Source organism: Phormidium tenue FACHB-1050, assembly GCF_014696925.1.
GTDB lineage: Bacteria > Cyanobacteriota > Cyanobacteriia > Pseudanabaenales > Pseudanabaenaceae > Pseudanabaena.
The window spans coordinates 48,979-75,519 of the sequence record NZ_JACJQY010000010.1 but is presented as its reverse complement, the minus strand read 5'-3'; the positions used below and the strand labels follow the sequence as shown (position 1 = coordinate 75,519).

19 protein-coding genes are annotated in these 26,541 nt (G+C 41.7%); 13 read left to right on the top strand and 6 right to left on the bottom strand.

What is annotated here, in order from left to right:
- Positions 1 to 669: 669 nt before the first annotated feature.
- From H6G05_RS08670 to cysE, 4 genes are all read left to right on the top strand, one after another.
- A complete protein-coding gene (locus H6G05_RS08670; RefSeq protein ID WP_190577793.1) occupies positions 670 to 1,248 on the top strand; it encodes a hypothetical protein in 579 nt (192 codons plus the stop codon).
- Between the two features lie 112 nt (positions 1,249 to 1,360).
- Positions 1,361 to 2,050: a GUN4 domain-containing protein gene (locus tag H6G05_RS08665; RefSeq protein WP_190577792.1), complete on the top strand. Its 690-nt coding sequence runs from the start codon at positions 1,361 to 1,363 to the stop codon at positions 2,048 to 2,050.
- Between the two features lie 50 nt (positions 2,051 to 2,100).
- Complete coding sequence (locus H6G05_RS08660; protein ID WP_190577791.1) at positions 2,101 to 2,736, top strand: alpha/beta hydrolase; 636 nt, start codon at positions 2,101 to 2,103, stop codon at positions 2,734 to 2,736.
- 99 nt (positions 2,737 to 2,835) lie between these two features.
- Positions 2,836 to 3,609 (top strand): serine O-acetyltransferase, encoded by a 774-nt coding sequence (gene cysE, locus H6G05_RS08655; RefSeq protein WP_199310395.1) that lies wholly within the window; start codon positions 2,836 to 2,838, stop codon positions 3,607 to 3,609.
- Between the two features lie 167 nt (positions 3,610 to 3,776).
- On the opposite strand, the gene H6G05_RS08650 is transcribed toward cysE, so the two are convergent.
- Entirely contained in the window at positions 3,777 to 4,778 is a 1,002-nt protein-coding gene (locus tag H6G05_RS08650; RefSeq protein WP_190577790.1) for a PDDEXK nuclease domain-containing protein, read from the bottom strand.
- Positions 4,779 to 4,971: 193 nt separating this feature from the next.
- Positions 4,972 to 5,418, bottom strand: coding sequence for a hypothetical protein (locus H6G05_RS08645; RefSeq protein ID WP_190577789.1), 447 nt, complete (start codon positions 5,416 to 5,418; stop codon positions 4,972 to 4,974).
- Positions 5,419 to 5,999: 581 nt separating this feature from the next.
- Between H6G05_RS08645 and H6G05_RS08640 the strand changes: the two genes are divergently transcribed.
- Positions 6,000 to 7,133, top strand: coding sequence for an amino acid ABC transporter substrate-binding protein (locus H6G05_RS08640; protein WP_190577788.1), 1,134 nt, complete (start codon positions 6,000 to 6,002; stop codon positions 7,131 to 7,133).
- Between the two features lie 49 nt (positions 7,134 to 7,182).
- On the opposite strand, the gene H6G05_RS08635 is transcribed toward H6G05_RS08640, so the two are convergent.
- From H6G05_RS08635 to H6G05_RS08620, 4 genes are all read right to left on the bottom strand, one after another.
- The gene (locus H6G05_RS08635; protein ID WP_190577857.1) at positions 7,183 to 7,782 is read right to left on the bottom strand and encodes a phycobiliprotein lyase; all 600 of its coding nucleotides are present in this window, start codon (positions 7,780 to 7,782) and stop codon (positions 7,183 to 7,185) included.
- Positions 7,783 to 8,030: 248 nt separating this feature from the next.
- Positions 8,031 to 8,615 carry an aspartyl/asparaginyl beta-hydroxylase domain-containing protein gene (locus tag H6G05_RS08630; protein WP_190577787.1) on the bottom strand — a complete coding sequence of 195 codons (585 nt, stop codon included), beginning with the start codon at positions 8,613 to 8,615 and terminating at the stop codon, positions 8,031 to 8,033.
- A gap of 4 nt (positions 8,616 to 8,619) precedes the next feature.
- A complete protein-coding gene (locus tag H6G05_RS08625) occupies positions 8,620 to 8,832 on the bottom strand; it encodes a hypothetical protein (RefSeq protein WP_190577786.1) in 213 nt (70 codons plus the stop codon).
- A 73-nt stretch (positions 8,833 to 8,905) separates the two neighbouring features.
- Positions 8,906 to 9,304, bottom strand: a complete 399-nt coding sequence (locus H6G05_RS08620; protein ID WP_190577785.1) for a hypothetical protein — start codon at positions 9,302 to 9,304, stop codon at positions 8,906 to 8,908.
- 573 nt (positions 9,305 to 9,877) lie between these two features.
- On the opposite strand from H6G05_RS08620, the gene H6G05_RS08615 reads away from it, so the two are divergent.
- The 8 genes from H6G05_RS08615 to H6G05_RS08580 all read left to right on the top strand — a co-directional run bounded on the left by H6G05_RS08615 (position 9,878) and on the right by H6G05_RS08580 (position 26,488).
- Positions 9,878 to 10,972 carry an ATP-dependent 6-phosphofructokinase gene (locus tag H6G05_RS08615; protein WP_190577784.1) on the top strand — a complete coding sequence of 365 codons (1,095 nt, stop codon included), beginning with the start codon at positions 9,878 to 9,880 and terminating at the stop codon, positions 10,970 to 10,972.
- 96 nt (positions 10,973 to 11,068) lie between these two features.
- The gene (locus H6G05_RS08610) at positions 11,069 to 12,097 is read left to right on the top strand and encodes an ABC transporter permease (protein ID WP_190577783.1); all 1,029 of its coding nucleotides are present in this window, start codon (positions 11,069 to 11,071) and stop codon (positions 12,095 to 12,097) included.
- Between the two features lie 121 nt (positions 12,098 to 12,218).
- Positions 12,219 to 13,250, top strand: a complete 1,032-nt coding sequence (dcm, locus tag H6G05_RS08605; RefSeq protein WP_190577782.1) for a DNA (cytosine-5-)-methyltransferase — start codon at positions 12,219 to 12,221, stop codon at positions 13,248 to 13,250.
- Positions 13,251 to 13,254: 4 nt separating this feature from the next.
- Positions 13,255 to 14,043, top strand: a complete 789-nt coding sequence (locus tag H6G05_RS08600) for a BsaWI family type II restriction enzyme (protein ID WP_190577781.1) — start codon at positions 13,255 to 13,257, stop codon at positions 14,041 to 14,043.
- A gap of 49 nt (positions 14,044 to 14,092) precedes the next feature.
- Positions 14,093 to 15,748, top strand: coding sequence for a DUF3352 domain-containing protein (locus H6G05_RS08595; RefSeq protein ID WP_190577780.1), 1,656 nt, complete (start codon positions 14,093 to 14,095; stop codon positions 15,746 to 15,748).
- Positions 15,749 to 16,162: 414 nt separating this feature from the next.
- On the top strand, positions 16,163 to 18,493 hold the full coding sequence (locus tag H6G05_RS08590; RefSeq protein WP_190577779.1) for a diguanylate cyclase domain-containing protein: 2,331 nt from the start codon (positions 16,163 to 16,165) through the stop codon (positions 18,491 to 18,493).
- A gap of 57 nt (positions 18,494 to 18,550) precedes the next feature.
- Positions 18,551 to 22,255, top strand: coding sequence for a PAS domain S-box protein (locus H6G05_RS08585; RefSeq protein ID WP_190577778.1), 3,705 nt, complete (start codon positions 18,551 to 18,553; stop codon positions 22,253 to 22,255).
- 57 nt (positions 22,256 to 22,312) lie between these two features.
- A complete protein-coding gene (locus tag H6G05_RS08580; protein ID WP_190577777.1) occupies positions 22,313 to 26,488 on the top strand; it encodes a PAS domain-containing protein in 4,176 nt (1,391 codons plus the stop codon).
- The last annotated feature ends 53 nt before the right edge of the window (positions 26,489 to 26,541 follow it).

Genomic DNA, 26,541 nt, shown 5'->3' with positions numbered 1-26,541 from the left:
GATTCTGTTGAGGCAATTGATGGGGCAATTGGCACAGAGCTGTTTTGTTTTAAGCCTTGTGAGCCAATTTGATCATTGACTTGATCCTCAACGATCGCCTTCTTCAAACCAGCATCACTTGGCTTTGGCGAATTTGCGTTAGCGTCGAAAGTCTCTGCATGTGCGACACTCCCAATAATCAGTATCGAAGAGGCGATCGCTTTACTAAACCACAAACAAAATCAAACAAGATCGATATAGTGGATTGAAAGGTAGACAAAAATACATCATTAAGCAGGTGTTGATATAACTTTTTAATCAAGCACAGCACGTAGAGTATTTATGTATTTATGGTTTGCATAAATTTTATATAGTATTTTTATTGGAATTAAGCGAGATTAGCATATTTTATAAACTGTATTTTGAGATGTAATAAATCCTAGATAATGCTAGTAAATTAGAGGTATAAGTCTTTATATGACTGAATCAATCAATTTAGCTATATTTTTGAATTAGTTGTAAAGACTTATCAAAATATTTAGAGTATTAACTTTTTCTGTAGAATTAACTAGAAAGGCTACAGCTTTAGAAGTTTTTTTAATGATCGCGATGGTTGCATTAGTAATCGTCATTACCAATTAAAAGTTTTTGAGCATATCTTGAATATAAAATTTTTGAGGAAAGCAAAGCATGAGTACAAGTAACGAAACGAAGGCTGAAACCACTAAGCCAGAAAGCACCAAGCCTGAAGAAAAGTCCTCTCGCCCTACCAAAGCTAAAACTGAAGCCGAAACAACTGCAAAAACAGGTACAGTGGATATCTCAGCTTTGGCGGTGAAAGAAGACTCTAAACCCGTCGCGGCATCCATCGCACATAAAGGTTCATTAACTGTGACTGAAACCCTTAAGCATTATGGCGATCGCCCCATCATTGATGGTGGCTTTCGTGCAGTTGAATATTTCAACAGTTCGGGCGAGCGTCCGATCGAAGCTAGCAAGTTAGCAATTAGCAGCACCTACACCACGATGGGCGGTGAACGTCCGATTGTGAGTGGTGGTGTCCATGTAACTAGCACATTTATGTCTTCGGGCGAGCGTCCGATCGTTGAAGATGGATTTGTGATTGTCGATAAGTTTTATATCGCAGGTGAGCGTCCTGTTGGTTCTTCAGGACTAGTGATTGACGAAACTTACTCCCAAATGGGTGAGACTAGACCTGTTGCTTCTAATGAGATCGACAATGCAGGGTTAATGGGCTACATTGACTAATTGGTTGAAATTTTAAAAAGCAGCACCCTATGGGTGCTGCTTTTTGAAGTCTTTGGGCTAGTTAAGGGTGTAAATTCAAAGTGGTGCGATTTTTGCGATTTTTAAGATTCTGATGGATACAAAACTAACTGCATTAAAAGATAAGTTGTTTTCAGGTAAAGAGGCAAACCAATTACCTGCGATCGCCGAATTAGCTAGCCTTGGAGAAGAAGGTTTACAAATATTAGATGAATTTATTCAAGCCCGCAAAGCGGCGAATACGGAAGTGACATGGATCGATGGCAAAATCCATCAAACCCTATTGCAAAGCGATTTACCTAAAGCACTCGAACTAGCCCAAATTCATTATCCTGATGGTGTCGTCACCTTAAAGTCAGAAAAGGCGATCGACTATCAACCTATTCAAATTTTGTTAGCGAAACAAGACTTTGAAGAAGCCGATCGCGTTACTAGCAAAAAATTATGTGAGGCTGCGGGTGCAGCAGCTCTGGCGAGAGGTTGGTTATATTTCACCGATGCCAAGTCGATTCCCATTAGTGACTTACAAACGATTAACCAACTTTGGCTAGTTTATTCTGAAGGTAAGTTTGGCTTCTCGGTACAGCGTAAAATCTGGCTTAGCCTAGGCAAAGGTTGGGAAAAGTTTTGGCAAAAGATTGGTTGGAAGAAAGATGGATCTTTTACCCGTTATCCCAATGAGTTTATTTGGAGTCTGGATGCTCCAAGGGGACATTTGCCACTATCTAACCAATTGCGCGGTAATAAAACGATGCAAGCCATCTTTTCACATCCTGCTTGGTAATATAACAGTTTTCATTTTGCCTGAAGGCAAAATGAAAACTCTAAAACTTTATGAACTACCTCTATTTACATGGCTTTGCCTCTAGTCCTCAGTCCACCAAAGCCCGATACATGCAGCAAAAGTTTGCTGAACTGGGACTAACTTTGCATGTTCCCGATCTCAATCTCACAGATTTTTCGACAGTGACGCTTTCAGAACAACTGGACTATCTCGATCGCACCTATCTCTACAACAACGAGCCGATCATCGTACTTGGTTCTAGCCTCGGTGGATTTTTAGCCTTGCAGCTTGCGGCGAAAAGCCTATTAGTACAGAAGTTAATTTTACTTGCCCCAGCTTTTGGCTTTAGTCATCGCATTGCCAAAGCTTTAGGCTCAGAAAATGTTACTAAATGGCAACAGGATGGAATTCGTGAGTTTTACCATTACGGGCTGAAGCGTAATGTAAATTTACAATTTCAATTCTTTGTTGATGCTCAGAAATATTCAGAAGAAAACTTGACGCGATCGCTACCTATGCTTATCTTTCATGGTATCTACGATGACGTTGTACCAGCATCTCTGAGTGAGGAATTTGCAAAAAGGCGATCGCAAGTTACTTTAAAATTACGAAACGACGATCACGCCCTTGGGAAAGACTTAGACAGCATTTGGCAAGATACCAAACAATTTTTGGAACTTAGCTAAACCTTAAATACTCACTCCAAAGGGTAGTTACGTTTGATACAAAATATCCGCTAGGATCTTAAAATCAGCAGTAGCATTTAAAAAAGGGTTTTTAAACCGTTGAAAAATATTATCAAAACATTGCGATCTGACTTCGCTATCATTTTTGAGCGCGATCCTGCTGCGCGTAACTGGCTAGAAGTGCTGTTATGCTACCCCGGGCTCCATGCCATTTGGTTATATCGTTTTGCCCATTGGCTAAATTCGCTAAACATCCCCGTTCTACCTCGGATGATCTCGCAAATGGCGCGATTTTTTACGGGTATCGAGATTCATCCAGGTGCAAAAATTGGCATGGGTGCATTTATTGATCATGGTATGGGCGTGGTGATTGGCGAAACTACGATCATTGGGGAATATGTCTTGATTTATCAAGGTGTCACCCTCGGCGGTACTGGTAAGCAATCAGGCAAGCGTCATCCTACCCTCGGTAATAATGTGGTTATTGGCGCTGGAGCAAAAGTTTTAGGCAATATTGAAATTGGTAGCAATTCGCGGATTGGTGCTGGCTCAGTAGTTGTGAAATGCGTTCCTCCCGATTGCACCGTTGTGGGTATTCCTGGACGCATTGTGCATCGTCATGGTGTAAAAGTTTCGGCTCTCGATCACTTTCAAGTTCCCGATCCTGAAGGTGATGTCATCAGATCGCTGATTAATCGGGTAGAACAGTTAGAAAGACATGCAGAAGCGCATACTTTACATCCCGTTAACAACTATTTGATTGATTCAGAATTGCTCAAAAATGTCCGCCCTCGCCATCTGACACCTTATGACCGTGTTGATTTTGAACAACCTCAAGAATATGAAGGATTTTCTGAAGGTGGTGGTATTTAATCAAAAAGACTCGCGATGCGAGTCTTTTTTTATAGAATTTTTGGCAAGCCGCTATGATGCCTTCAAAAAAGGCAGTATAACGGTCTAGTTGAGACGCTCTCAAGTTTTTATTTTTAGATATCACTTTTGAGAAGTTAGCTCCAACGCAGTGTTAGACCGACTCAGAATTATTGCTCATCTTTGCTTTTACTTGCAAGTAATTCATAGAACTCATTCAGTTTTCTTCTCAAAAGTTCTTTCGGGATAAGTTTGATTTCATATTCTGCAACAACCGTAGGACTGATAGATCTGCTCAGGGCATATTCGACAACTTCATCGTCTTTGTCACGGCAGAGCAGAACACCTATGCTTGGATTTTCGTGAGGTTTTTTGATATCACGATCAAGGGCTTCGAGATAGAATTCAAGTTGTCCAAGGTATTCAGGTCGAAATTTATCGATTTTGAGTTCAAAGGCAACAAGACTTTGAAGTTCACGGTGATAAAAGAGCAAATCGATGAAGAAGTCACTATTGCCAACTTGTAGGCGATATTCTTCCCCAAGAAAAGTGAAGTCTCGACCAAGTTCTAGGATAAATTCTTTGAGGCAAGAGACAAGTGCTGTTTTTAAATCGTTTTCGGAGTGGTTGGAAGGTAGGTTGAGAAAATCGAGGACGTAACTATCTCGAAAGATTCCAGCGAGTGGTTTAGGGTGATTCGTTTGTAAAAGTTTGGTATCGGCGAGACGGGTACGCTCGAAGATGCCACTATTGATTTGGCGATCAAGTTCACGGGTGCTGTAACGTTCGGTAGCAGCGAGTTCAAGATAGAAAAGCCGCTCGGATTCAGTCTTGCAACGTGACATGATGATCCGATGGTGAGTCCAACTCAATTGCGTCCGCAGTGCGGTCGTAATTTGCGAATCGGGATAGGTTTCGTAAAACTGTCGCATTCTTTCAAGGTTGCGCTTTTCAAATCCTTTCAGTCCAGGTTCTTGACTTTGGATAAAGGCTGCAAGCTGCTCGATTGTTTTTTGTCCCCATTCGCTTGTAGCTAGGCGATCGCTGATGTACTTACCAACGCTCCAGTATAGTTTGATCAGTTCTTGGTTGGCGGTAGCAATGACCTTTTGCTGGGCAGTTTTGATGAGAGTGAGGACTTCAGCAAATTGAGGCTGCAAGGATTCCGTCATTGAGTGCTTTCACTGGGGATTTTAATAGTATCGTAAAGGGCATCTCAAACTGAAACAAAACAAGGCGCGTTACATTTCATTAATGCACCCGACAAGATCGGCGATCGCACTATATCAAAATTGTTATCATAAGCGATCGCACATGCTTGCCGTACACATTATACGAATTCAGAGATGTGGCGAATTCCCTAAATTAGCGTAGGACAATGATAGTCAGAATAATACCTGTCAGGGAAATAGCTAAGTGTAGAGCCAACCACAAGTAGTGTAGTTTAAAATCATACAGAAAAGAATCTCTATTCTTGTGGTACTTTTCAGCTTCTTCCTTAAGTTGTTCGATTTTTGCATCAGGATACAGTTCGTCTATCCGCTTACGTAGAAGCCTTGCCCGAATGATATGGTATCGAGATCGCTCGGATAACTTCTCTGATGTGAAAGCTCCGTAGAGTCCAAGAGTAATCAGCAAAACTGTAATTGGTAGCTTCGTAGGATTTAGCCCTGTCTGAGCAATAAAAGCGATTCCTGCTGATGCTAGCGTTATGACCAAATTAGTAACAGTTGCTCGCTGATCTTCTGAATGCCTAGCATGTGTCCATTGATCTTCGTGCAGTCTGAGTAAGATTTCTGTCTCATCGCTCATACATATAAGCTCTAGCCACGAATAATATAAAGAGGTGAGCCGTATAACGGCTTAATTGAGCGGCAAAATGTCTTTTGCTCTCAACTAAAATCTTTGAATATTGTCCGCTCCAATGATGTGTTATACCTCGATCTCTTAACAATTATTTGTCTTGGCGATCGCTGATAATCTTTCGGAACTCAACAACGAAGCAGATCATTTTTGAGTGCCTAATCTTGGATGAAAACAGACAAACTTAACGGACTTATCGGTTTTGGTATAACTATGTATTAGATGAAAAATTTCTGTCTAATTTGACTATAGGGGATATAGGCTGAAAGTCAAGTTTCGATCTAATCACCCTATATGTGGTGTTATACAGAAAAATTCTGGCTAATCACCCACATGGCGTGTCAGTCCGACAATATAATGTATTATTTAGATTAATTGCTTTATAATTTCATTATACAAACTAATCCGCCACCTCGAAAATTGCTTGATAGAGTAAGCGAACTCAAATCTCGCCATATTGCCAGTCTTAATTATTGGGATTTTGGGACAAGCCGCTATAATGCTTTCAAAAAAGCATCTAAAAAATATTCATGCATTATCAAAATCGTCACCGTCGCCAAGGCTTCTGGCATTTTTGGCAAAGACTTGTGTATAAGTTAATCCATAGCCCAGTCTGGCAACGGGCGATCGCTTTGTTACTAGCAGGTTTATGTTTATTTGCCCTAGCCGCCTGTGAGCCAATCCCCGAACCAAATCAAGTCAGTGTTGGCAGCGTCAATCGTCTCAAAAATGTACTCAGTCGAGGCAAATTGGTTTGTGGTGTTAGTGGCGAGTTACCAGGGTTTAGCTTTGTCAATAAAGAGGGCAAATATTCAGGGCTAGATGTCGATATTTGTCGAGCGATCGCGGCGGCAATATTTGACAATCCTGAAGCTGTGCAGTTTCGCAACCTTAATGCGAAGGAACGTTTTACAGCTTTACAGTCTGGTGAAATCGATGTGTTAAGTCGTAATACCACATGGACATTAAGCCGAGATACAGCCTCTCGTCTTGCCTTTATGCCCGTAGTTTTTTATGACGGTCAGGGTGTGATGGTAAGAAAGGACAGCAATATTAAGGCGATCGCTGATCTTAAGGATGCGGATATTTGCGCCCAAACAGGGACGACCACAGAGCAGAACTTAGCCGACCAAATGCGTAAGCGGAACCTTGCATATAAACCTGTCGTTTATGAAGATGTGAATGCTACTTTTGCGGCTTATCAGTCAGGACGTTGTGCAGCAATTACGGCAGATCGCTCAGCCCTAGTGGTGCGTCGTACTCGACTCGCTGATCCTGAGAATCATGTGGTTTTGGATTTTGTGATTTCTAAGGAGCCGTTAGCGCCTGCGGTCGGTGATGGAGACTCGAAATGGTCAGATATTGTCAAGTGGATTATTTTTGCAGCGATCGAGGCAGAGGATTTGGATATTTCTTCAGCAAATCTTACCGAGCAATTACAGAGTAAAAATGCCGAAATTCGGAGGTTTCTAGGAGTTGATGGCAGCTTGGGCAAAGATACGGGAATTGCCAATGACTTCACAGCACGAGTGATTAAACATGTTGGCAACTATGCCGAAATTTACGATCGCAATCTTGGCAAAGATAGTCCATTCAAACTACCACGCGGACAAAATGATCTGTGGAAAAATGGCGGCTTGATGTACGCTCCGCCATTTCGCTAGGTGTTATAGCCCCTCTCCCGCAGGGAGAGGGGTTGGGGTGAGGGCAATTTTACCAGCCAAAAATTGAAGCGATCGCAGGTTGAGCCACAGGACTATTCTCTTCTGATATCTCAGTACTATTAGATTCTCCAATTAGTACTTCAGTACAGAAAGTCGCCTGCGTAAATCCACCAAATTGCTTTACCGAACTTGCTCGCATCCGCACATTGGGAGCAGGAAACCAGAAACGCTCATAGGAACTCATGGATGGATAATCAGTGATTAATACCAACGCTTCTTCGTCATCGATTTCATAGCGACCGATCACAGGCATAATTTCTGCATAGCCGCGTTCACGTAGAAGCTTACCTTTACGACCTGTCTCATCATCTGGCACAAGTGCAAAGACAGTTTCGCCTGAGTGGCTTTCACCATCTTCTTTATCCCATGCCATAGTTCCATCCCATTTAACATAGGCTCCGCCGATCGCAGTGGTTGGTTCTACTTCATGCATTTGACAGATTTCGATTACCTTTGGATCATCAGCGTTGAGTGGATTAACATAAATTTCCGAGCCACCTTTTTCAGCACGACGAAAGGCGAGATGATGTGTGGTGCGTTGCGATTTCCATTTGCCTGCACTTTTTTGGAAGAACTCTAAAGCATTCATAATTAATAAAATGTATTGATAAAGATCGCAAACTAAATGACATGTAAAAGTAAGGGCGGGTTTAGTCGATAATTTGACCATACAAAGTAATTTTATCAGTAAAACCCTCACCTACAGCAGATGGTATAGCAATGTAAGTGTTGCTTAAGAAGAGAATGGCGGCGCTTCGCGCCGCCATTCTCTTCTTGGGTTTTGTTTTTGTCCTAACACAATCGACGGCAGCTATAAAACAGAAAATGTTGATCTGGTTACTCGGACTTGGAGCCAGACAATAATACCTTGAGGTTTTGCCAAAAGCCTTTTCTAGAAGCTGTTGCTGCATCTTCTATCTTTTGGGTGTCAGTAGTCAAATCAGTCATTTTGAAGTCAATTAGCAAAACTACTCTGGTGCGATCGCCTCGGTTCCAAGCTTCATGCTCAGTCGTATCATCAAACACTAAACACTTTCCCTCTTGCCAATCTTGCACTTGATCGCCCACCCTCAAACTACATCCATCGCAGCCCACTAAACCCAAATGACAGCGTAAAACTCCATCAGGATAGCCAGTGTGAGCAGCAATATGGGTATCTGGGAGAAGTGAGGAAAACCCCGCAGTGACCATATTCGGAATTTTCTCGATCAGCTTGGTTGTTTCTGGACAAATTTGGCAATTTTTGTTGAGTTTCATCCCAAAGGCGTATAAGCCAAAAGTTTGCCACCCTTTGCCATAGAGATGCTTTTCTGGCCAATCAAGAAAATCTGCGCGGTTAATCTGTTCTAGTTCTTGCCTGATGACCGCCCAATTTGTCTCTAAGGTTTGAGTAAATTCATAATCTGTAGGATTTTTAAACATGGATTTACTTACCTCCAAATCCCCATTGCTTCAATGTGCGAGCAGCTAGGATTTTAAGAGAATTTAAAATAGTTTTAGCGATCTCAACTGGACCACCTACACGGCTCAAAACTTTAACTGAGAAAACCACCCATTCCCAACCACGACCAATCTCTACTAAAAGAGAAGGACGCTGATTGTTAGATTCAGAATTAGAATCAGGATCTGTAGGATACATATGAGTTTATATGCTTGGCTAAATGCTTGGCTATGCGTAAGTTTACTACTGAAAACACTACAAATATTAATACTTAAGTACTAAACTTTTTGCCCATTCCGATCGCCTTTGAACGCTTAGGCGCTTTCACAACTGTAATTCCAGTTATAGAAAAAACACCCTCATTGATGTGATCAGCAATCCCAGGAATCAGGAACTGCATATTCTTAGTGAAGTTTTTAGTCCACATTTTCAGCAGTTTATCTTTAGCCTCTTCATTCACATGGATATTTTTATCTTGATCAATCATTACCATAGCCACCTCTTCATCCCTTGCGGTGATTACAATAGCAAGGTTTTCCTGATCAGCATTTAGCTCTTCATACCACTCATCAATATGTTCTACTAGCTTGTCTTGATAAAGGGCCAGAGACATGGGTTCGTTTTTTAGTAAGGCTTTTCGCAATGCTCTTGATATTTCTCTGGTTCCCATCGATATTATTGAGCCTATCAGTAATTATTACATTCCATACTAGTCGCAGCGCTTCTTACCGTCAAACTCAAAAGGGAATGGCGGCGCTTCGCGCCGCCATTCCCTTTTGAGTTTGAGTTGCTCGCCGATAATTCGCGGGTAATTGTCCTGAAAGCTAAACGTAAGTACCTGTGAAGCAAAGCCCGTAAAGTTGCGCCCCGCAGGGGCGCAACTTTACGGGCTTTGCTTTGTAATTAATTCTTAGCTACTTACACCCTTCCCAGTGAAGAATTAGCGTTGCGGCGCTTCGCGCCGCAACGCTAATTCTTCACTGGGAAGGGTGTAGTTCACAAATATTTAAAATCTCGACACAGATCTTGTCGTGATAATAAGTCATACCAATTTACAAAAGTGTCATCACACTTTTGTAAATTAAAAACCAAACCCAGTCAGGGATCTAAACACACAAAATGGCTACGCCATTTTGTGTGTTGGTATCAAAGCAGAATCGCAGGGTTGAAGTTGAGGTTAATCGATGTAAAGCATCGCCAAGCCTCAACTCTCGATCAATATTGAGAAACTATTACAAGATTTATGACAAAGCCTAAGCGTATTGGTATTTTGACAAGTGGTGGTGACTGTGGCGGACTGAATGCCGTAATTCGAGCTGTCGTGCGCCGCGCCCGTGATTATGACATAGAGATTTATGGCATTAAAGGCGCAACTCAAGGATTAATGAATCGTCCAGTGGAAGCAGAGCTACTGGATATGAAAAAAGTTTCAGGTATTCTGCGCTATGGCGGCACAATTTTAGGAACTGTCAATAAGGGCAATCCCTTTGCCTATCCGATGCCCGATGGCTCAATTCTCGATCGCTCCGAAGAAGTGATTGAGGGATATCATAAGCTCGGTTTAGATGGACTAATTGGTATTGGTGGAGATGGGAGCTTAGCAATCCTGCGTCGTCTTGCCCAACAGGGGCAGATGAATCTTGTAGCCGTGCCGAAAACTATTGATAATGACTTGGGCGCAACCGAAAACTCAATTGGATTCAATACGGCGGTGAGTGTAGCTGTGGAGGCGCTCGATCGCTTGACCTATACCGCCATCAGTCACAGCCGCGTGATGATTTTAGAAGTAATGGGACGGGATGCGGGACATATTGCTGTCAGTGCAGGGATTGCAGGTGGGGCACATATTGTCTTGATCCCAGAGATTCCCTATAACCTTGATGAAGTATGCGATCGCCTGATGAATCGCGCCTTACGTGGCTTTCATTTCAGTACGATGGTCGTCGCTGAAGCAGTAAAAACCCCCACAGGTGAGCCTGTAAAATATACGAATAGTCTTGGTCAGACGCTCTATGGTGGCATCGGTCAATATCTGGGCGATCAGATCAGTACTCGCACAGGAATGGAGAGCCGCGTCAGTGTTTTGGGGCATGTGCAGCGCGGTAGTACGCCGTCACCACTTGATCGCATCCTCGGCGCAGCGTTTGGGGTTGCAGCCGTAGATTTAGTCGCGCAGGACAAATACGATCGCATGGTGGCTTGGGTAAATCGTGAAGTAATCGATGTACCAATTGCCGACGCGATCGCGCAATATAGTGCGGTTGATATTCATGGAACATTAATTCGCACGGCGATCGGTTTAGGGACTTACGTGGGAGAAATCGAGCAGTTACCCTAAAGAAATAAAAGCATTGCCAAGCAATGCTTTTATTTCTTGGATGCTTAGAACGCAAAGCGCTATAGTTAAAAAACTTGTACAGTAAAGCTTCAGTTTATGTCTAGCCGCCTCAAAGCCCTGTTTTATTACATTACGGCGCGGTTGCTACTCGCACCGATCATGTTGTGGGCGATCGCCACAGTCGTATTTCTGTTGATGCGAGCGACCCCTGGAGATCCCATTGATGCGATTTTAGGTCCTCGCGCCCCTGAAGAAGTAAAGGTGGCTCTGCGTGAACAGGTGGGACTAACGGGTTCTCTATTTTCACAATATTGGGAATATATGCAAGATTTGTCCCGTTTTAATCTGGGCAAATCGATTAGTACCCGTGAGCAAACCGTTGGACAAATTATTAAAAACTTTTTCCCCGCTACTGCCGAATTAGCACTGTATGCGCTGATTGTAGCTTTAGTAATTGGTCTAACCGTGGGCATTGTGGCAGCTTTGCGTCCAAATACAAAATGGGACGTAGGCGGTCGATTGTTTGGGATTATTACCTATTCATTGCCACTGTTTTGGGTAGGAATGATCTTGCAATTAGTGTTCTCAGTGCAGTTAGGATGGTTGCCGATTGGGACACGCTTTCCAGCCAGTGTGGAGCCGCCTGTACGGATGTTTGGACTATATACGATTGATGCCTTGATTAAGGGTGATTGGCAAAATTTTTGGACAAGTATTCAATATTTGATTTTGCCTGCGACGAGTTTAGGAATTGTGATTAGCGGCATTTTTGAGCGGATTGTGCGGGTAAATTTGCGGCAAACTTTGCAGTCGGACTATGTGGAAGCAGCTAAGGCGAGAGGACTTAATCCCAGAGCAATTTTGTTTAACCATGCTCTCAAAAACGCGATGATCCCCGTAATTACGATTTTAGGTTTGACACTGGCTTCGATGTTGGGTGGTGCTGTGTTGACTGAAGTTACTTTCTCTTGGCCGGGGCTTGCCAATCGCTTATTTGAGGCGATCTCAGGACGAGATTATCCAGTGGTACAGGGAATCGTCGTATTTTTTGCAATCATCGTCACGATCGCAAGTATTCTCGTAGACATTATCAATGCTTGGATTGATCCGAGGATTCGTTATTAGTTTTGAATTTATAAGGATCAAAAAGAGAGTTAGTGCTAAGCACTAACTCTCTTTTTGATCCTTATAAGTCTGGTGGCAGTTATATAATGTCGAAATAATATTTTTATCGAGACTTGCAAATATGCCTTGTCTTAAATTTATAGACTTGTTTGCTGGTATTGGTGGAATGCGGCTAGCTTTTGAGAGCGCAGGCGCAAAATGTAATTTTTCTTCAGAATGGGATAAATTTTCACAACTGACTTATTGTGCAAACTTTGATGAGCAACCTCAAGGCGACATAACGCAAATTATGTCAGATCAAATTCCAGATCATGATATTTTAGTTGGCGGATTTCCTTGTCAACCATTTAGTATTGCTGGAGTTAGTAAACATAATTCTCTCGGTAATGAACATGGATTTGAACATCCAACTCAAGGAACTCTATTTTTTGAGGTTGCTAGAATAATTAAGGATAAAAGACCTAAAGCATTTTTATTAGAAAATGTTAAAAATCTAGTAAGTCATGATCGTGGTAAAACATTCACGGTAATTAAAGAAACTTTAGAAGAACTTGGATACTATATTTATTATCAAGTTTTTGATGCTGCTGCACTTGTACCACAACATCGAGAACGTATATTTATTGTTGGGTTTCGTGAGCCGATTTCTTTTAGATTTCCAACTCTACTAAGTAGAAATCCCAAAATTATCGATATCTTGGAACCTAATGTTGAAGACAAATATACACTTACAGATAATCTTTGGAAGTATCTACAAAATTATGCAGAGAAACACCGTGCTAAAGGTAATGGATTTGGCTATGGATTAGTTGATATTAACGGAATATCACGTACATTAAGCGCAAGATATTACAAAGATGGCTCAGAAATTCTCATACCACAAGTAGGTAAAAATCCTCGTCGATTGACACCAAGAGAATGCGCTCGACTTATGGGATTTCCTGAGACATTTAAAATCGTTACTAGTGATACAAGAGCATACAAACAGTTTGGTAATTCTATAGTGGTTCCTGTAGTACAAGCGATCGCTAATGAGATAGTGGCATCCCTACAAAAACAAAAAGTTTTAAGTTATCCTACGAGATCGCCTATACAACTAAAACTCTTTGAAAACCATATTTCCTACCATGAAAAAACAGGCACTTTAGGTTGATTTAATGACAAATATAGTTCTTAGTAAAGATGAAGCAAGTTTTTTAAAAGAATTGCCAAAAATCTACTATATGCCAATAAGTAAGCAGAAAGTGGATGATTGGGTTGCATCCGCAATAAATCCTAATATTGGCTGGATTGAAGTTTTAAATCATTTGAATGAAATTCTAAGAGATGCACAGAATGATGTAGAAAATCTCTTAGATGCAAGAGTGGCAACAGGGAAAATTAAAGATAAGTCTCAAACTCGCAAAAGTATTGTTGGCAATGCTTTCTCGAACATAATTGTTTATATTTTTATCCAAAATAAGTTAGTTGGAAATCTTGCGGAAGGTATCTACATAACCTCGAAGAAGGCTAAAATTTTAGGCTTCGAGAAAATCTCTACTATTAATGTTGGAGATGAAACTCAAAAGCCAGATATGGATTTGGTGATTTATTCTCTTAAAGAAAATTTAGAACTAAATAAATGTATTATTCTTTCACTTAAAACTTCATTAAGAGAACGTGCTGGTCAGACATATAAATGGAAACTCCTTATGGAAATTGCGATGTCAGATTGTGAAGTTCGTGATAAATACGAAATTTCTTATAATCCTCCGACAATTCCCTTAGTCTGCTTTGTAACAGTTAACTTTTATAACGAGATTAATAACCCTCAACATAGAGGAATGTTTAAATTTTTTGATCGTGCATTTATTGGCAAGCCGATAGATCCTCAAGCTACTGATTTTATTTCTCCACTATCAAGCTTGATTGATTTTGCGAATGAAAATCTTGCTCAATCAGGTTAAAGATATTGCAATTATTCTCATAATTAATTTTTGGTGATTGGTGATTTATATGAAAATAAAACCTGTTTTTGTTGGGATTGCGGTAGTTGGAATTTTGCTACTGGTGCTGAGCTTGAGTGCCGTGGGCAAAGTTTTGGGCGCAATTCCCCGTGAGGTTTTGGCGGGAGTCAAAACTCAGCCACTAGCTGTGAAGTTTTTGCCGCAGCGATCGCCTTTATTTTTATCGTTTTTGGTGAATCCAGAAAAATTGGGACTATTCACCCAGTTAGCTGCCCAACCAAGCGATCGCGGCGATGTGCGTCATGAATTGGCTAACCTCAAACAGCAATTGCAACAAAACTGGTTATTAGACTACGAACGCGATATCCAGCCTTGGCTCGATCAAGAAATTACCTTAGCTGTCACTGATATTGATCTTGATGCTCAGCCCGCTAATGGTTTGCAAACAGGCTATTTATTAGCGTTTGCGGCAAAAGATGCTGACCTCGCAAAAACGAGTATTGATGCTTTTTGGCAAAGGTTGGCAGTGAATGGCTCCGATTTGGGCTTTGAGCAATATCAAGGTATATCGATTTTAAGTACGAGCTTTGTAGATGACAAACCTGCGATCGCGGGGACAACTTTGGATCAATTTGTATTGTTTGCCAATGATGCGCGGGTATTACGCAAAGCGATCGATGCAATCCAAAAGCCTGAATTGGCTCTAGCAAGTCTAAGTAACTATCGCGATCGCCTCGCTCAGTTGAGTACAGGTAAAAATACTGGCAAGGTCAGTGTGGCTTATGTAAACCTTGCGGAGTTCGGTGAAGAGTTACCCAAAGAAAGCTTATTAATGGGCTTAGGTTTCGATAAGACTGGGCTCAGAGTAAAAACAGCCTTGACCTTAGCAACTGCCAGCGACAAGACAGAAACTGCGATCGCTCTCCAAGAAACGAAGCTCAAGACCACCAAAAAATCCTCAGGAAATATTGCTAATGCGATTCCTTCAGGAAGTTCCGTAGTCATTGGGAATAATCTCACACAAACTTGGCAAGGGCTGCAAAATACAATGCTCCCCGAATGGAAACAAGCACTGATCAAAAGCATTGCCCCAATTCCTATGGATGGCAATGCTTTTGCATGGGCGCAACAGGACTATGCGATCGCCTTATTTCCCAAATCAAGCAGCGATCCTGATTGGTTAGTAGTTGCGAAGGTGGAAGATGCGAATGGGGCTAAGGAAGCGCTCAGTTCTCTTGATGACATGGCAAGAAACAAGCTGACTGTGGGAGAAATCTCTCTGAAGTCACAACCTGTGACCATTTGGACGAAGCTCTCAGCTAGTGATAACTTTGCGGTGTCAGGCAATGTCGCCGCAGCACATGCTCAAACTAAAGACTATGTGTATCTATCTAATTCACTACCAATTTTAGAGTCAGCGTTAACACTCAAAAATAATGACTCGATCGCTGCATCCAAGAGTTTTAAAACTATTTTGGCGAAGTTACCTAGCGATCGCTTCACCTACGCATATCTTGACAAAAATCTTGATCTGTCTTGGTTACAGACCAGCCTATTAAATCTCAAGGTGGTGAATGAAACTTCTGAAAAGATAAGCAATTTACCCATTACACAAATTTTTCAACATGTTAAAGTAGCTGGATTTGCTAGCAACAGTAGTGATGCAGTCATGCAAAATGGTGAACTTTCCTTAATTCTAAAGTGATTAAGGCTTCGCCGCAAAATATGGAACCAATTCTTAATGGGGCGGCAATGCCGCCCCATTAAGAATCTAGTTTTTTATTAAATTACATCACCCTTATTGGGTAAGCTTAAGGAAACTATTTAAGAATTGGCTAGAACCCTCTCAATCCTCCTTAGAAAGGAGGGAGAATTAAATTCTTCCCCTTTCTAAGGAGGATTGATGAGGGGGATCTCTTAGAACTTTTGACCGCAGAAAGTAATTCTTAATGGTTCCCAAAGTAACCCTGCTTGAAAGTATTCTTTAGTCCACTTCAGTGGACTTGAGCTTTTAGCCAAAAACTTGAGTTCTTGGCGCATTTGCGTAAGGGACTCACAGTAAAATCAAGTCCTTATTAAATCTCAGAACCCTAAACTTGCATTTGCTGGTCTTTAATCAATGCCTGTCAAATCCTATTTATCTTATGAGCACTTTCGTAGCATCCCTCTACAATTGGTGATGATATTGCCGTTTGTGGTACAAGCTCTGATGATTGTCGGACTGATTAATAATCTGTCTGATCGTAACTGGCAGATCTGGATGTATGTATGGGTTTTGGTGCTATCGATTGGGTTTGGGCTGGTCATGGCATATTGGGTGAGGCAGTCCTATGAAGCGGTCGAAATCGCTCTTAAAGAATCGCAAGAAAAATATAAAGTTCTTTTTCAAACTTTACCAATAGGAGTTTCGATAACCGATAAGGAAGCCCGTATTCTCGAAAGCAATGCTATCTCTGAAAAGTGGTTAGGAATTCCAAATCCCTCAGAAAGCGGATGTCTTCAGCAACGCAAAATTAATCCTAATGTGCTTCGTCCTGATGGCTCACCCATGCCTGTCGAGGAATATCCCTGTGTTAGGGCTTTGAAAAGCAGTCAATCTGTTGATGATGTGGAAATAGGTATTGTCTGTGAAGATGAAATTCTGCGTTGGTTTAGTGTGAGTGCCAGTCCGATTCCGTTAGAGCAATATGGTGTGGTGTTAGTTCACGTCAATATTAGCGATCGCAAATTTGCCGAACAAGCGATGCGCCGCAGCGAATTGAAATTACAAGCTTTTTTAGATAACGCTCCGACTTTGATTGCTATTAAGGATTTAGAAGGTAAATATCTCTCGGTTAATCAGGAATTTGCCTATTTTATGCAAGTTCCTGAAGCAGAAATTTTAGGCAAATATGACTACAACTTTTTCTCTACTGAAGTTGTCAAAAATATCCGTCGATATGAACTACAAGCCATCTTTGAAGGGCTTGCAATTGATTTTGAACAAAGTTTACAACTTCCTGATGGGATGCGGACTTTTTGGGTTACGCAGTTCCCAATTATGGATAATCATGATAAGCCCTGTGCGATCGCCTCAATTTCAATAGATATTAGCGATCGCAAACGTGCCGAACTAGATCTAGCCTATAACTATGATTTACGAGAAGCCATTTATAACGAATCAACTGATGCCATCTTTTTGGTTGATCCCTTTAGTATGTTGATTTTTGACTGCAATCGACGTGCTGTAGATATGTTTGAAGCAGATAGTAAACAGGAACTGATCGGGATTGAAGGACAAACCTTACAAAAAAACAAGTTTACAGAAGTTGAAATAAAATCGATTGGCAATGATATTGAGAAGTTTGGATATTGGAGTCAAGAGACAGAATACATTACCAAAAAGGGACAACATTTCTGGGGAAATCTTGCCGCTAAACCGATCACTGTTGCTGGTAAGGAGATGAATCTAGTGAGGGTTACAGATATTAGCGATCGCAAATATGCCGCACTGGCTCTCAAGGAGAGCGAAGCTAGATTTCAGAAAATCGCAACTATTTCTCCTGAAGCTATCTACATTTTGGTGCGTCGTCCTGATGGTAGGACGCTTTTTGAATATGCTAGTCCTGCCACTGAAGAATTGTTAGGCGTAAGCATTGAGTATTTGAAGCATAGTTCAAATCTTCGCCAAGAGCTATTCCATCCCGACGATTTAGCAGACTATGAACAAGCAATGGCAGAAAGCTTCAAAACGATGCAAATATTTCATCTTGAGTGGCGGATCATCACACCTCAAGGACAGATAAAATGGATTAAATCTCAAGCAGTTCCTGAACGTCGAGATAATGATGATGTCGCTTGGTATGGTTTTGCTATTGACATTAGCGATCGCAAACAATCAGAGATTGCCCTCGCTCAAGTAGAAACAGACCTCAAAAAAGCGAATCAGGAACTCCAAAGATTGGTGAATCTGGATGGATTGACACAAATAGCCAATCGCCGTTGTTTTGATGAGCGGATTCTCTATGAATGGCAAAGACTCCATCGCGAGAAACAGCCTTTATCTCTGCTCATGTTTGATGTGGATTATTTCAAACGATATAACGATCATTATGGACATCAATTGGGGGACGAATGTTTGCTGAGAATCGCCCAAGCTGTAGATCAGGCAGTTTGCCGACCCGCCGATCTAGTAGCGCGGTATGGTGGAGAAGAATTTATTGTAATTTTGCCAAATACTAGTCTAGAAGGGGCGATCGCTGTAGCGCATATTTTACATAAAGCGATCACCGCTTTACAAATTTCCCACCAAGATTCAGAGGTTAGTGATGTGGTTACGATCAGTATGGGCATAGCCTCTGACATTCCTAATCTGGAGCGACCGCCTTATGTCTTAATCAATCAAGCCGATCAAGCCCTGTATTATGCAAAACAGAAAGGACGTAATCAATCCGTGATATTCACGGATTAGCCACCGCAATATCCGTAAAATAGTGCAAAAATGTTAGAGATCTGCAATTAGCCCTAAATGATTATTGATTGCCAAAAGTCTCAATTTCGTAGCATCCCTCTCCAATGTTTGATGTTATTGGCGTTTGCAGTGCAAACTTTTGGAGCTGTAGGGTTAGTTGCTTATTTGTCTGATCGTCGGGGGCAAGAGTCGGCTAATAAGCTATCTCAAAGGCTCAACAGGGAAATTAGTACCCGTGCTATAGAGCAAACAACCACCTATCTGGGAACTATTGACCAAGTTAACAAGAACAATATTAGCGCACTGCGTCGGAATATATGGAGATTTGATGACTTCTCTAGCCAAGAGCAACAGGCTTGGGAACAAATGCAACTTCATTCTTTATCACCGATTACGATAGTTGGATTTGGAACACCAAGGGGAGGGCATCGGGCCGTAGAACGGCTGAAAGATGGCACATTTAACATTCGGGCTGCTCCCGATGGTGGTGGCAGATATAGAACCTTTACCACAAATCCTGATGGCTCACCAGCGCAAGTAACCGAGACATCGATTAACTTTGATGCTCGTCAGCGTCCTTGGTATCAAGTAGCAGTACAGTCAAAAAAAGCAGCTTGGACTTCTGTATATCCGCATATTTACACAGGAGAACTATTAGTAGCCCTTGCGGAGCCAATCTATGATCTCAACAATGGAAATTTATTGGGAGTCACCTATGGGCTTCGCAGCCTTGAAGCTATCAGTGAATTTCTGAGAAGCATTGATATTAAAACAGGGTCAGTTTTTATCATGGAGCGTGATGAGACCTTGGTGGCAACTTCATCAAAGGCTCAAAAAACTTACCAACTTTCTCAAAATTTAAAGGAACAGAAATTACTAAAGGCAAGTGATAGCCAAAATCCTCAGATTCATGGATCAGTGAAATATTTGCGCGATCGCTTTGGCAATCTAGCTAATATTCTTCAAGTAGAGTCATTTAATTTTGAGATCAATGGCGAGCTGCAACTTGCCCAAGCTGTGCCAATCCGCGATCGCAATGGTCTGGATTGGTTAGTTGTGGTGGTTATACCTGAGTCAGACTTGATGACTGAGCTCCAAGCCGATAGAGTCTGGACAGTCCTGTTATGTGGAATAACGTTAATTATCTCCGTAGGGCTTAGTATCATCACAACTCGTTGGATTACTAAGCCGATCTTGCGATTGAGTCAGTCTAGTAAAGCGATCGCTAATGGAGAGTGGCAAGAGGCTTTACCAGAAAATCACGCGATCGCGGAGATTCGCACATTATCTAAGTCTTTCAACCAAATGACAGAACAGGTACGGCAATCCTTAGATCGCGGGGAAATCGCCCTGAAAGAATCAGAGGAAAAGTACAAAGTTCTCTTCAAAACAGCACCGATCGGCATTTCCATTACCGATAAAAATGGCTTCATCCTTGAGAGCAATGACCTTGCGGAAAGCTGGCTTGGCAAGCCTCAGCCATTGCCACAATTAGAGTGGGAAAAGCGTGAGCCAAGTCCTGATGTAATTCGTCCTGATGGTTCCATGATGCCTATCAATGAATATGCTTGTATTCAGGCTTTAAGAAATCAGGTTCCTATTTACGATGTAGAAACGGGAATTGCATGTGCTGATGGGATTTTACGTTGGTTTAGCGTCAGTGCTGCGCCGATCGCTTCCGAATATTATGGCGTGATGCTAATTCATATCGATATTAGCGATCGCAAACAAGCTAAAAGAAGCTTGCAGCAAACCCTTGATCAATTAAACTACCACATTGAAAACTCACCTCTAGCAACTATCCGTTGGGATCAAGAATTTCGGATCACCTATTGGTCTAAACAAGCTGAAGAAATATTTGGCTGGAGTCCTGAAGAAGTCTTGGGTAAGACCATGTATGAGTTGTCTTTTATCTTTGAAGATGATCTTGAACAAGTGAATCAGGCTGCAACGCAATTAATGAGTGGAGTTAGCATAACCTGTCAAAATCGCAACTATCACAAAGATGGCTCGATCATCTACTGTGAATGGTATAACACCGCACTAGTTGATCAGTCAGGGGATTTGAGATCAATGTTTTCTCTTGTTCATGACATTAGCGATCGCCAACAACTGGAACAAGAACTAATTCAAAGCCGAGATTTGCGAGAAGTAATCTTTAATGAATCAAGTGATGCACTGTTTCTAGTCGATAGTGAGACTATGCGTACCATCGATTGCAATCAGGAAGCGGTGAGGCTTTTTGAAGTAGATCGCAAAGATGATTTGATTAATATTGAAGGTCATATTCTCCAAAAACGACAATTCACACCACAAGAACTTGCTCAAATAGACCAAGAGATAAATCAAAAAGGATTCTGGAGCTTAGAAGTTGAATATATCACTCGCAAAGGACGTGAATTTTGGGGGGATCTTTCTGCTAAACAAATTACCTTTGGTTCAAATCGTTTCAATCTAGTGCGCGTAGTGGATATCACCACCCGCAAACAAACCCAAATAGCCTTAACTGAAGCAAAAGCTGCCGCAGAAGAAGCTACTAGAGCAAAGAGTTCCTTTTTGGCAAGTATGAGCCATGAAATTCGCACCCCGATGAATGGGGTGATTGGTATGACGCAACTTCTGGAAATGACCTCGATGACAACCGATCAACAGGAATTTGTCCAAACCATCAAAGATAGTGGTGAAGCTCTCTTAACGATTATCAATGACATTCTCGACTTCTCAAAAATCGAATCAGGAATGTTAGAGATAGAATCTAAAGATTTTGTCCTAGAAGAAGTGATCAGAGGAGTTTGCAAGTTATTAGAAAATCAAGCGATCGCGAGACAAATTAATCTTCAATATCTGATCGCCCCTAATATCCCCCAGCATGTAATCGGCGATCGCGCCCGTCTGCGTCAAATCCTCCTCAATCTAGTTGGGAATGCGGTTAAATTCACTCAAAATGGTCAAGTTATGATCACAGTTAGCGGGAAAGCCCTCACTCCTAGCTACTCTCCCAGAGAAAGAGGAGAACAAGATATGGCTGAAGATAGGGAAGACTATGAGCTAAGTTTTGCGATCGCTGATACAGGTATTGGCATTCAGAGCGATCGCCTTGACCAACTATTTCAACCCTTCACCCAAGCCAATGCTTCAATTAGTCGGAACTATGGTGGTACTGGACTGGGCTTAGCCATCAGCAAACGTCTAACAGAACTGATGGGCGGCACAATTTGGGTAGAGAGTCTCGGTCAAGTTGGTGGTAAACCACCCATAGTTTGGAAGTCACAACCTCGTAATTCACCTCAAGGAGCAACTTTCTACTTCACCGTTACTTTATCTATTCACCAGACACACAAACAGCCTCAAGCCATCTCAGCGCAAGTGTTTGAGGTTGACGACAAAATGGCAGAAAAACATCCCTTACGAATTCTGCTGGTAGACGACAACCTCGTCAATCAAAAAATTGCTAAATTGATGTTTGCCAGACTTGGCTATCATCTTGATGCGATCGCCACCAATGGATTAGAAGCAGTACAAGCAGTGAAAAATTATGATTATGATCTAGTTCTAATGGATGTCCAAATGCCGATCATGGATGGGTTAACTGCTACAAAGATAATTCGCACTGAGTTAAGAAGTAATGTGCGGATTATTGCCATGACTGCCGATGCTATGCCCGAAGATCGCCAAGCTTGTTTTGAGGCAGGTATGGATGATTACATCAGTAAACCCGTTAACATCCAAGCAATTATGAATCTAGTTTTCTCTCTATGCTAACAAATGCATACAAGGCTATTTTTCGATATAATAGACACTAATCTTAAAATATTCTTGATGAGCATTTCCCACAAGCGAACGCTATTCTCCAAAGTTCCACTTAGCTTGGTGCTAACTGTTCCATTTGTGACGTTAGTTGTGGGGACTGTTACATTAGTTAGCTATTTGTCATATCAAAGTGGACAGCAAGCGATCGCGAATTTGGCTCATCAGCTATTGCGCCAAACCTCAGAGAGGGTAAGCGATCGCCTCGACAACTATTTGCAGCGATCGCAACAGATTGTGGCAGCTAATCAGTTAGCAGTGAAACAAGGAACCCTAAATCTTGAAAACCAAGAACAACTGCGGGAACAACTTTGGCAACAAATCATTTTAAATCCATCTCTTCTAGCAAGTAGTTTTTGGAGTGAAGCAGGTACAGTGGATGGCTACTTGCGAATTGCCTCAAAAGAAGTACTACAACTTGCCGAAAAAGTCACAGGCAAAACCATTCCTCTTGGCTCCATTTTCTTTAACGAAATAATTCCCAATCAGCGTCGATATTATACAGTTGATGCTCAAGGCAAGCCCTCTCAACTGTTTTTACAATTTAACGATGACTTTCGCAATAGTGCTTGGTACAAGCAAGCAAGAGCTATTGGAAGACAATCATGGACACCAATATCTTTAGCAAGAGTTATCCCAATGCTACAAATAGTTGCGGTTGCTCCAGTCATTGATGACAATGGCAAATTTTATGGCTTTTTCACAGCTAACTATTTCTTGTCAGATATCAGCCTGTTTCTCTCTCAGTTAAAATTTACGACCACTGGACAGATATTTATCATCGAGCGATCGGGCGAGCTTGTGGCGACATCTGTGGCTGCGGAAGCTTCAGGATTGAAACAGTTTAATGGAAAATTTACTCGACTAACGGCGATCAACAGTCAAGATAGATTGACAAGGGAAGTTTCTAAACAACTACTTCAGCAATTTGGTAGTTTCGATAGTCTCAAAGAATCTAGACAGTTTGATCTGAATATTGAAGGATATCGTCAATTTGTGCAGATTACGCCTTATCAGGACAAATATGGATTGAACTGGCAGGTAGTGACCATTATTCCTGAATCTGACTTCATCACCGAAATTCAGGCAAATGCTTACCGTACAGGATTTTTATGTATTTCTGCTCTAATAGTTTCTGTAGGAATTGGCATTTGGACATCTCGACGCATTGGGCGATCGCTGTCTCATCTGACTCAAGCCACCAAATCTTTTGCTGAAAAACGTCTCGATCAACCAATTCCAGATACACACATTACGGAAGTGCAGATTCTGAAAGAGGCTTTACATCAGATGATGCTTGATCTTCGTAGTGCAGATCAAATGCGATTGAATTATGAGCTTGATTTAGAACGAAAAGTTGCTGAAAAAACGATCGCATTGACAGAAGCCCAACGCATTGCGCGGATTGGCAGTTGGGAATTTGACGTAGCGACGGGGATAAGTACTTGGTCAGCTCAGCAATTTCAGATTCTAGGATTTGATCCTAATGTGCCACTGCCGAACTATGCCAACTTTTTTGACTTGCTTCCTCCCGATGATCAGCCTAAGCTCCGTGAAGTTGTAGAAGAGGCGATCGCGCATGGCACACCTTACACTGTCGAGCATGGCATTATTCGACCCGATGGTTCCATTTGTTACATCATCAGCCGAGGCGAGGCAATTTGTGATGAACAGGGGCAGGTGATTAAGTTAGTTGGCACAATTACCGATATTAGCGATCGCAAACAAGTTGAAATTGCCTTAAAGCAAAGCGAAACCCGATTTCTGGAAATTTCTGAATCCTCACCTGCTAACATTTACATTCTCGTGATGCGGGTTGATGGTTTCTTTTATTTTGAACATATGAGTCGAGCGATCGAAGTGATTCATGAGCTAACGGTGGAAGAAGTTCTAGCCGACGCTTCCATTCTCCTTAATTGTATTCATCCAGATGATGTTGCTGGCTATCAAGACGCAGTACAACACAGTTTCGAAACATTACAGCCATTCTTTCATGAGTGGCGAATTATCAACCCATCAGGAGTAATTAAATGGATTAAGGGAAGCTCTCGCCCTAAAATGCGAGACAATGGCGATATTGCTTGGTATGGAGTAGTGATTGACATTAGCGCTCGCAAACAAGCTGAAATAGCCCTTCAAGTTAGCGAATCTCGATTCAGAGAAATAGCAGCATCTTCACCAGGAGCAATCTATATCTTGCTCGCCTGTGTTGATGGTTCTATAAAATTTGAATATATGAGTGCGATATTTGAGGAAATTCATGAGATCAAGACGGAGCTAATACTTAACAATGCATCCATTTACCTCGATCAAATCCATCCTCAAGATCGTGATGGCTACTACAAAGCTTCCGCCGATAGTAAGGCGAACTTACAACCATTTCATCATGAATGGAGAATTATCACACCATCTGGCAAACTGAAATGGTTGCAGGCAAATTCGCGCCCAGTCCTACAAGAAAATGGAGATATTGCTTGGCATGGAGTGATTTTAGATGTTACTGCACGTAAACAAACTGAAGAATTATTACAAAAAAGTGAAACTGCCTTGATTGAAGCTCAAAGGATCGCCCATATTGGCAACTGGTCATTTGATATTCAAAGTCAGAAAATTACTTGGTCAAAGGAACTTTTCCATATGTTTGGGCTTGACCCTAACCAGCCAGAACCTAGCTATGCAGACTATCTTCAGCTAATTTATGCTGATGATCGAGTTACCTTACAGAAATATATTGAACGCGCGATCGCAGATGGGACTCCCTACAGCATCGACTATCGGATCATTAGCCCTGATGGCTCTATTCGCTACCATGAAGGACGTGCTGAAGTAGAAATCAACGACCAAGGGCAAGTCGTGCGGCTGTTTGGGACAAACTTGGACATTACCGAGCGCAAACAATTTGCAACAGAACTAGCCAAGGCTAAGGATAAAGCAGAGGCTGATACCAAAGCAAAGAGTATATTTTTAGCGAATATGAGTCATGAAATTCGTACCCCGATGAATGGTGTACTTGGAATGGCAGAGCTTCTAGAAACCACTGATCTGACAGAAGAACAAGCGGATTTTGTGCAAACAATTAGAGATAGTGGTGAAGCTCTGTTAACCGTGATCAATGACATTCTAGACTTCTCTAAAATTGAATCAGGAAGGTTAGAACTCGAAGAATGGGAATTTGTATTAGAAGATGTGGTGAGTGGCGTTTGTAAGCTACTAGAAAACCAAGCCAATGATAAAAATATTACACTCCAGTATGCGATCACCCCTGAAATACCCATCATCGTGATTGGCGACTACATTCGTCTACGCCAGATTTTGTTAAATATTGTCGGTAATGCGGTGAAATTTACCAAACAGGGGCGGGTCTTAATTTCAGTCACTGGTCAGCCCCTCGGTATCAAATACTCCCTCCTAAAAGGAAAAGAAGCAAAATCTCCTGACTCCCCAGAGCGAGAGGGGTTAGGAGTAAGGGAAAAGTATCAGCTAAAGTTTGCGATCACGGATACAGGTATTGGCATCAAAGGCGATCGCATTAATCAGTTATTTCAACCCTTCACCCAAGCTGATGCTTCCGTTAGTCGGAAATATGGTGGCACTGGATTAGGACTGGCGATCAGCAAACGTCTCGTCGAGTTAATGGATGGCACAATTTGGGTAGAAAGCTTTGGTCAAGTGGGTGGCTATCCTCCCGCAGACTGGCAACCATCGCTGGAGAACCAAGGCTCAACCTTTCACTTTGCGATCATCTTCTCAACTAGTGAAAAAATTAGACAGCCTCTAGAATCTTCTATAAAGAAAATAGCGATCGATCAACAATTTGCCGAGAAATTACCCTTGAGGATTCTCTTAGTAGAAGATAATCAGGTTAATCAAATGGTTGCTTGCGCGTTGCTCAAAAAACTTGGTTACGAAGTCGCTAATATTGCTACCAATGGATTAGAAGCACTACAAGCTTTAAGAAATCATACCTATGATTTGATACTAATGGATTTGCAGATGCCAGGAATGGATGGCTTAACAACTACAAAAATTATTCGTAATGAGTTAATGAGTCAAGTTAAGATTGTTGCCATGACTGCTGATGTAATGCCCGCCGATCGCCAAGCTTGCATCGATGCAGGTATGAATGATTACGTCAGTAAACCGATTAATATCCAAGAAATCATGCGCGTAGTTTCGTCTTTACAATAACCTCAAAAAGATGTAATGCACGCTGCGCTTGTATTACATCTTTTTGAGGTTTT

Coding starts and splice junctions, on each gene's coding strand:
- H6G05_RS08590 (WP_190577779.1), top strand. CDS start 16,163: ATGCCTGTCAAATCCTATTTATCTTATGAGCACTTTCGTAGCATCCCT.
- H6G05_RS08615 (WP_190577784.1), top strand. CDS start 9,878: ATGACAAAGCCTAAGCGTATTGGTATTTTGACAAGTGGTGGTGACTGT.
- H6G05_RS08620 (WP_190577785.1), bottom strand. CDS start 9,304: ATGGGAACCAGAGAAATATCAAGAGCATTGCGAAAAGCCTTACTAAAA.
- H6G05_RS08610 (WP_190577783.1), top strand. CDS start 11,069: ATGTCTAGCCGCCTCAAAGCCCTGTTTTATTACATTACGGCGCGGTTG.
- H6G05_RS08580 (WP_190577777.1), top strand. CDS start 22,313: ATGAGCATTTCCCACAAGCGAACGCTATTCTCCAAAGTTCCACTTAGC.
- H6G05_RS08670 (WP_190577793.1), top strand. CDS start 670: ATGAGTACAAGTAACGAAACGAAGGCTGAAACCACTAAGCCAGAAAGC.
- H6G05_RS08660 (WP_190577791.1), top strand. CDS start 2,101: ATGAACTACCTCTATTTACATGGCTTTGCCTCTAGTCCTCAGTCCACC.
- H6G05_RS08635 (WP_190577857.1), bottom strand. CDS start 7,782: ATGAATGCTTTAGAGTTCTTCCAAAAAAGTGCAGGCAAATGGAAATCG.
- dcm (WP_190577782.1), top strand. CDS start 12,219: ATGCCTTGTCTTAAATTTATAGACTTGTTTGCTGGTATTGGTGGAATG.
- H6G05_RS08650 (WP_190577790.1), bottom strand. CDS start 4,778: ATGACGGAATCCTTGCAGCCTCAATTTGCTGAAGTCCTCACTCTCATC.
- H6G05_RS08630 (WP_190577787.1), bottom strand. CDS start 8,615: ATGTTTAAAAATCCTACAGATTATGAATTTACTCAAACCTTAGAGACA.
- H6G05_RS08585 (WP_190577778.1), top strand. CDS start 18,551: ATGATTATTGATTGCCAAAAGTCTCAATTTCGTAGCATCCCTCTCCAA.
- H6G05_RS08600 (WP_190577781.1), top strand. CDS start 13,255: ATGACAAATATAGTTCTTAGTAAAGATGAAGCAAGTTTTTTAAAAGAA.
- H6G05_RS08665 (WP_190577792.1), top strand. CDS start 1,361: ATGGATACAAAACTAACTGCATTAAAAGATAAGTTGTTTTCAGGTAAA.
- H6G05_RS08625 (WP_190577786.1), bottom strand. CDS start 8,832: ATGTATCCTACAGATCCTGATTCTAATTCTGAATCTAACAATCAGCGT.
- H6G05_RS08595 (WP_190577780.1), top strand. CDS start 14,093: ATGAAAATAAAACCTGTTTTTGTTGGGATTGCGGTAGTTGGAATTTTG.
- H6G05_RS08645 (WP_190577789.1), bottom strand. CDS start 5,418: ATGAGCGATGAGACAGAAATCTTACTCAGACTGCACGAAGATCAATGG.
- H6G05_RS08640 (WP_190577788.1), top strand. CDS start 6,000: ATGCATTATCAAAATCGTCACCGTCGCCAAGGCTTCTGGCATTTTTGG.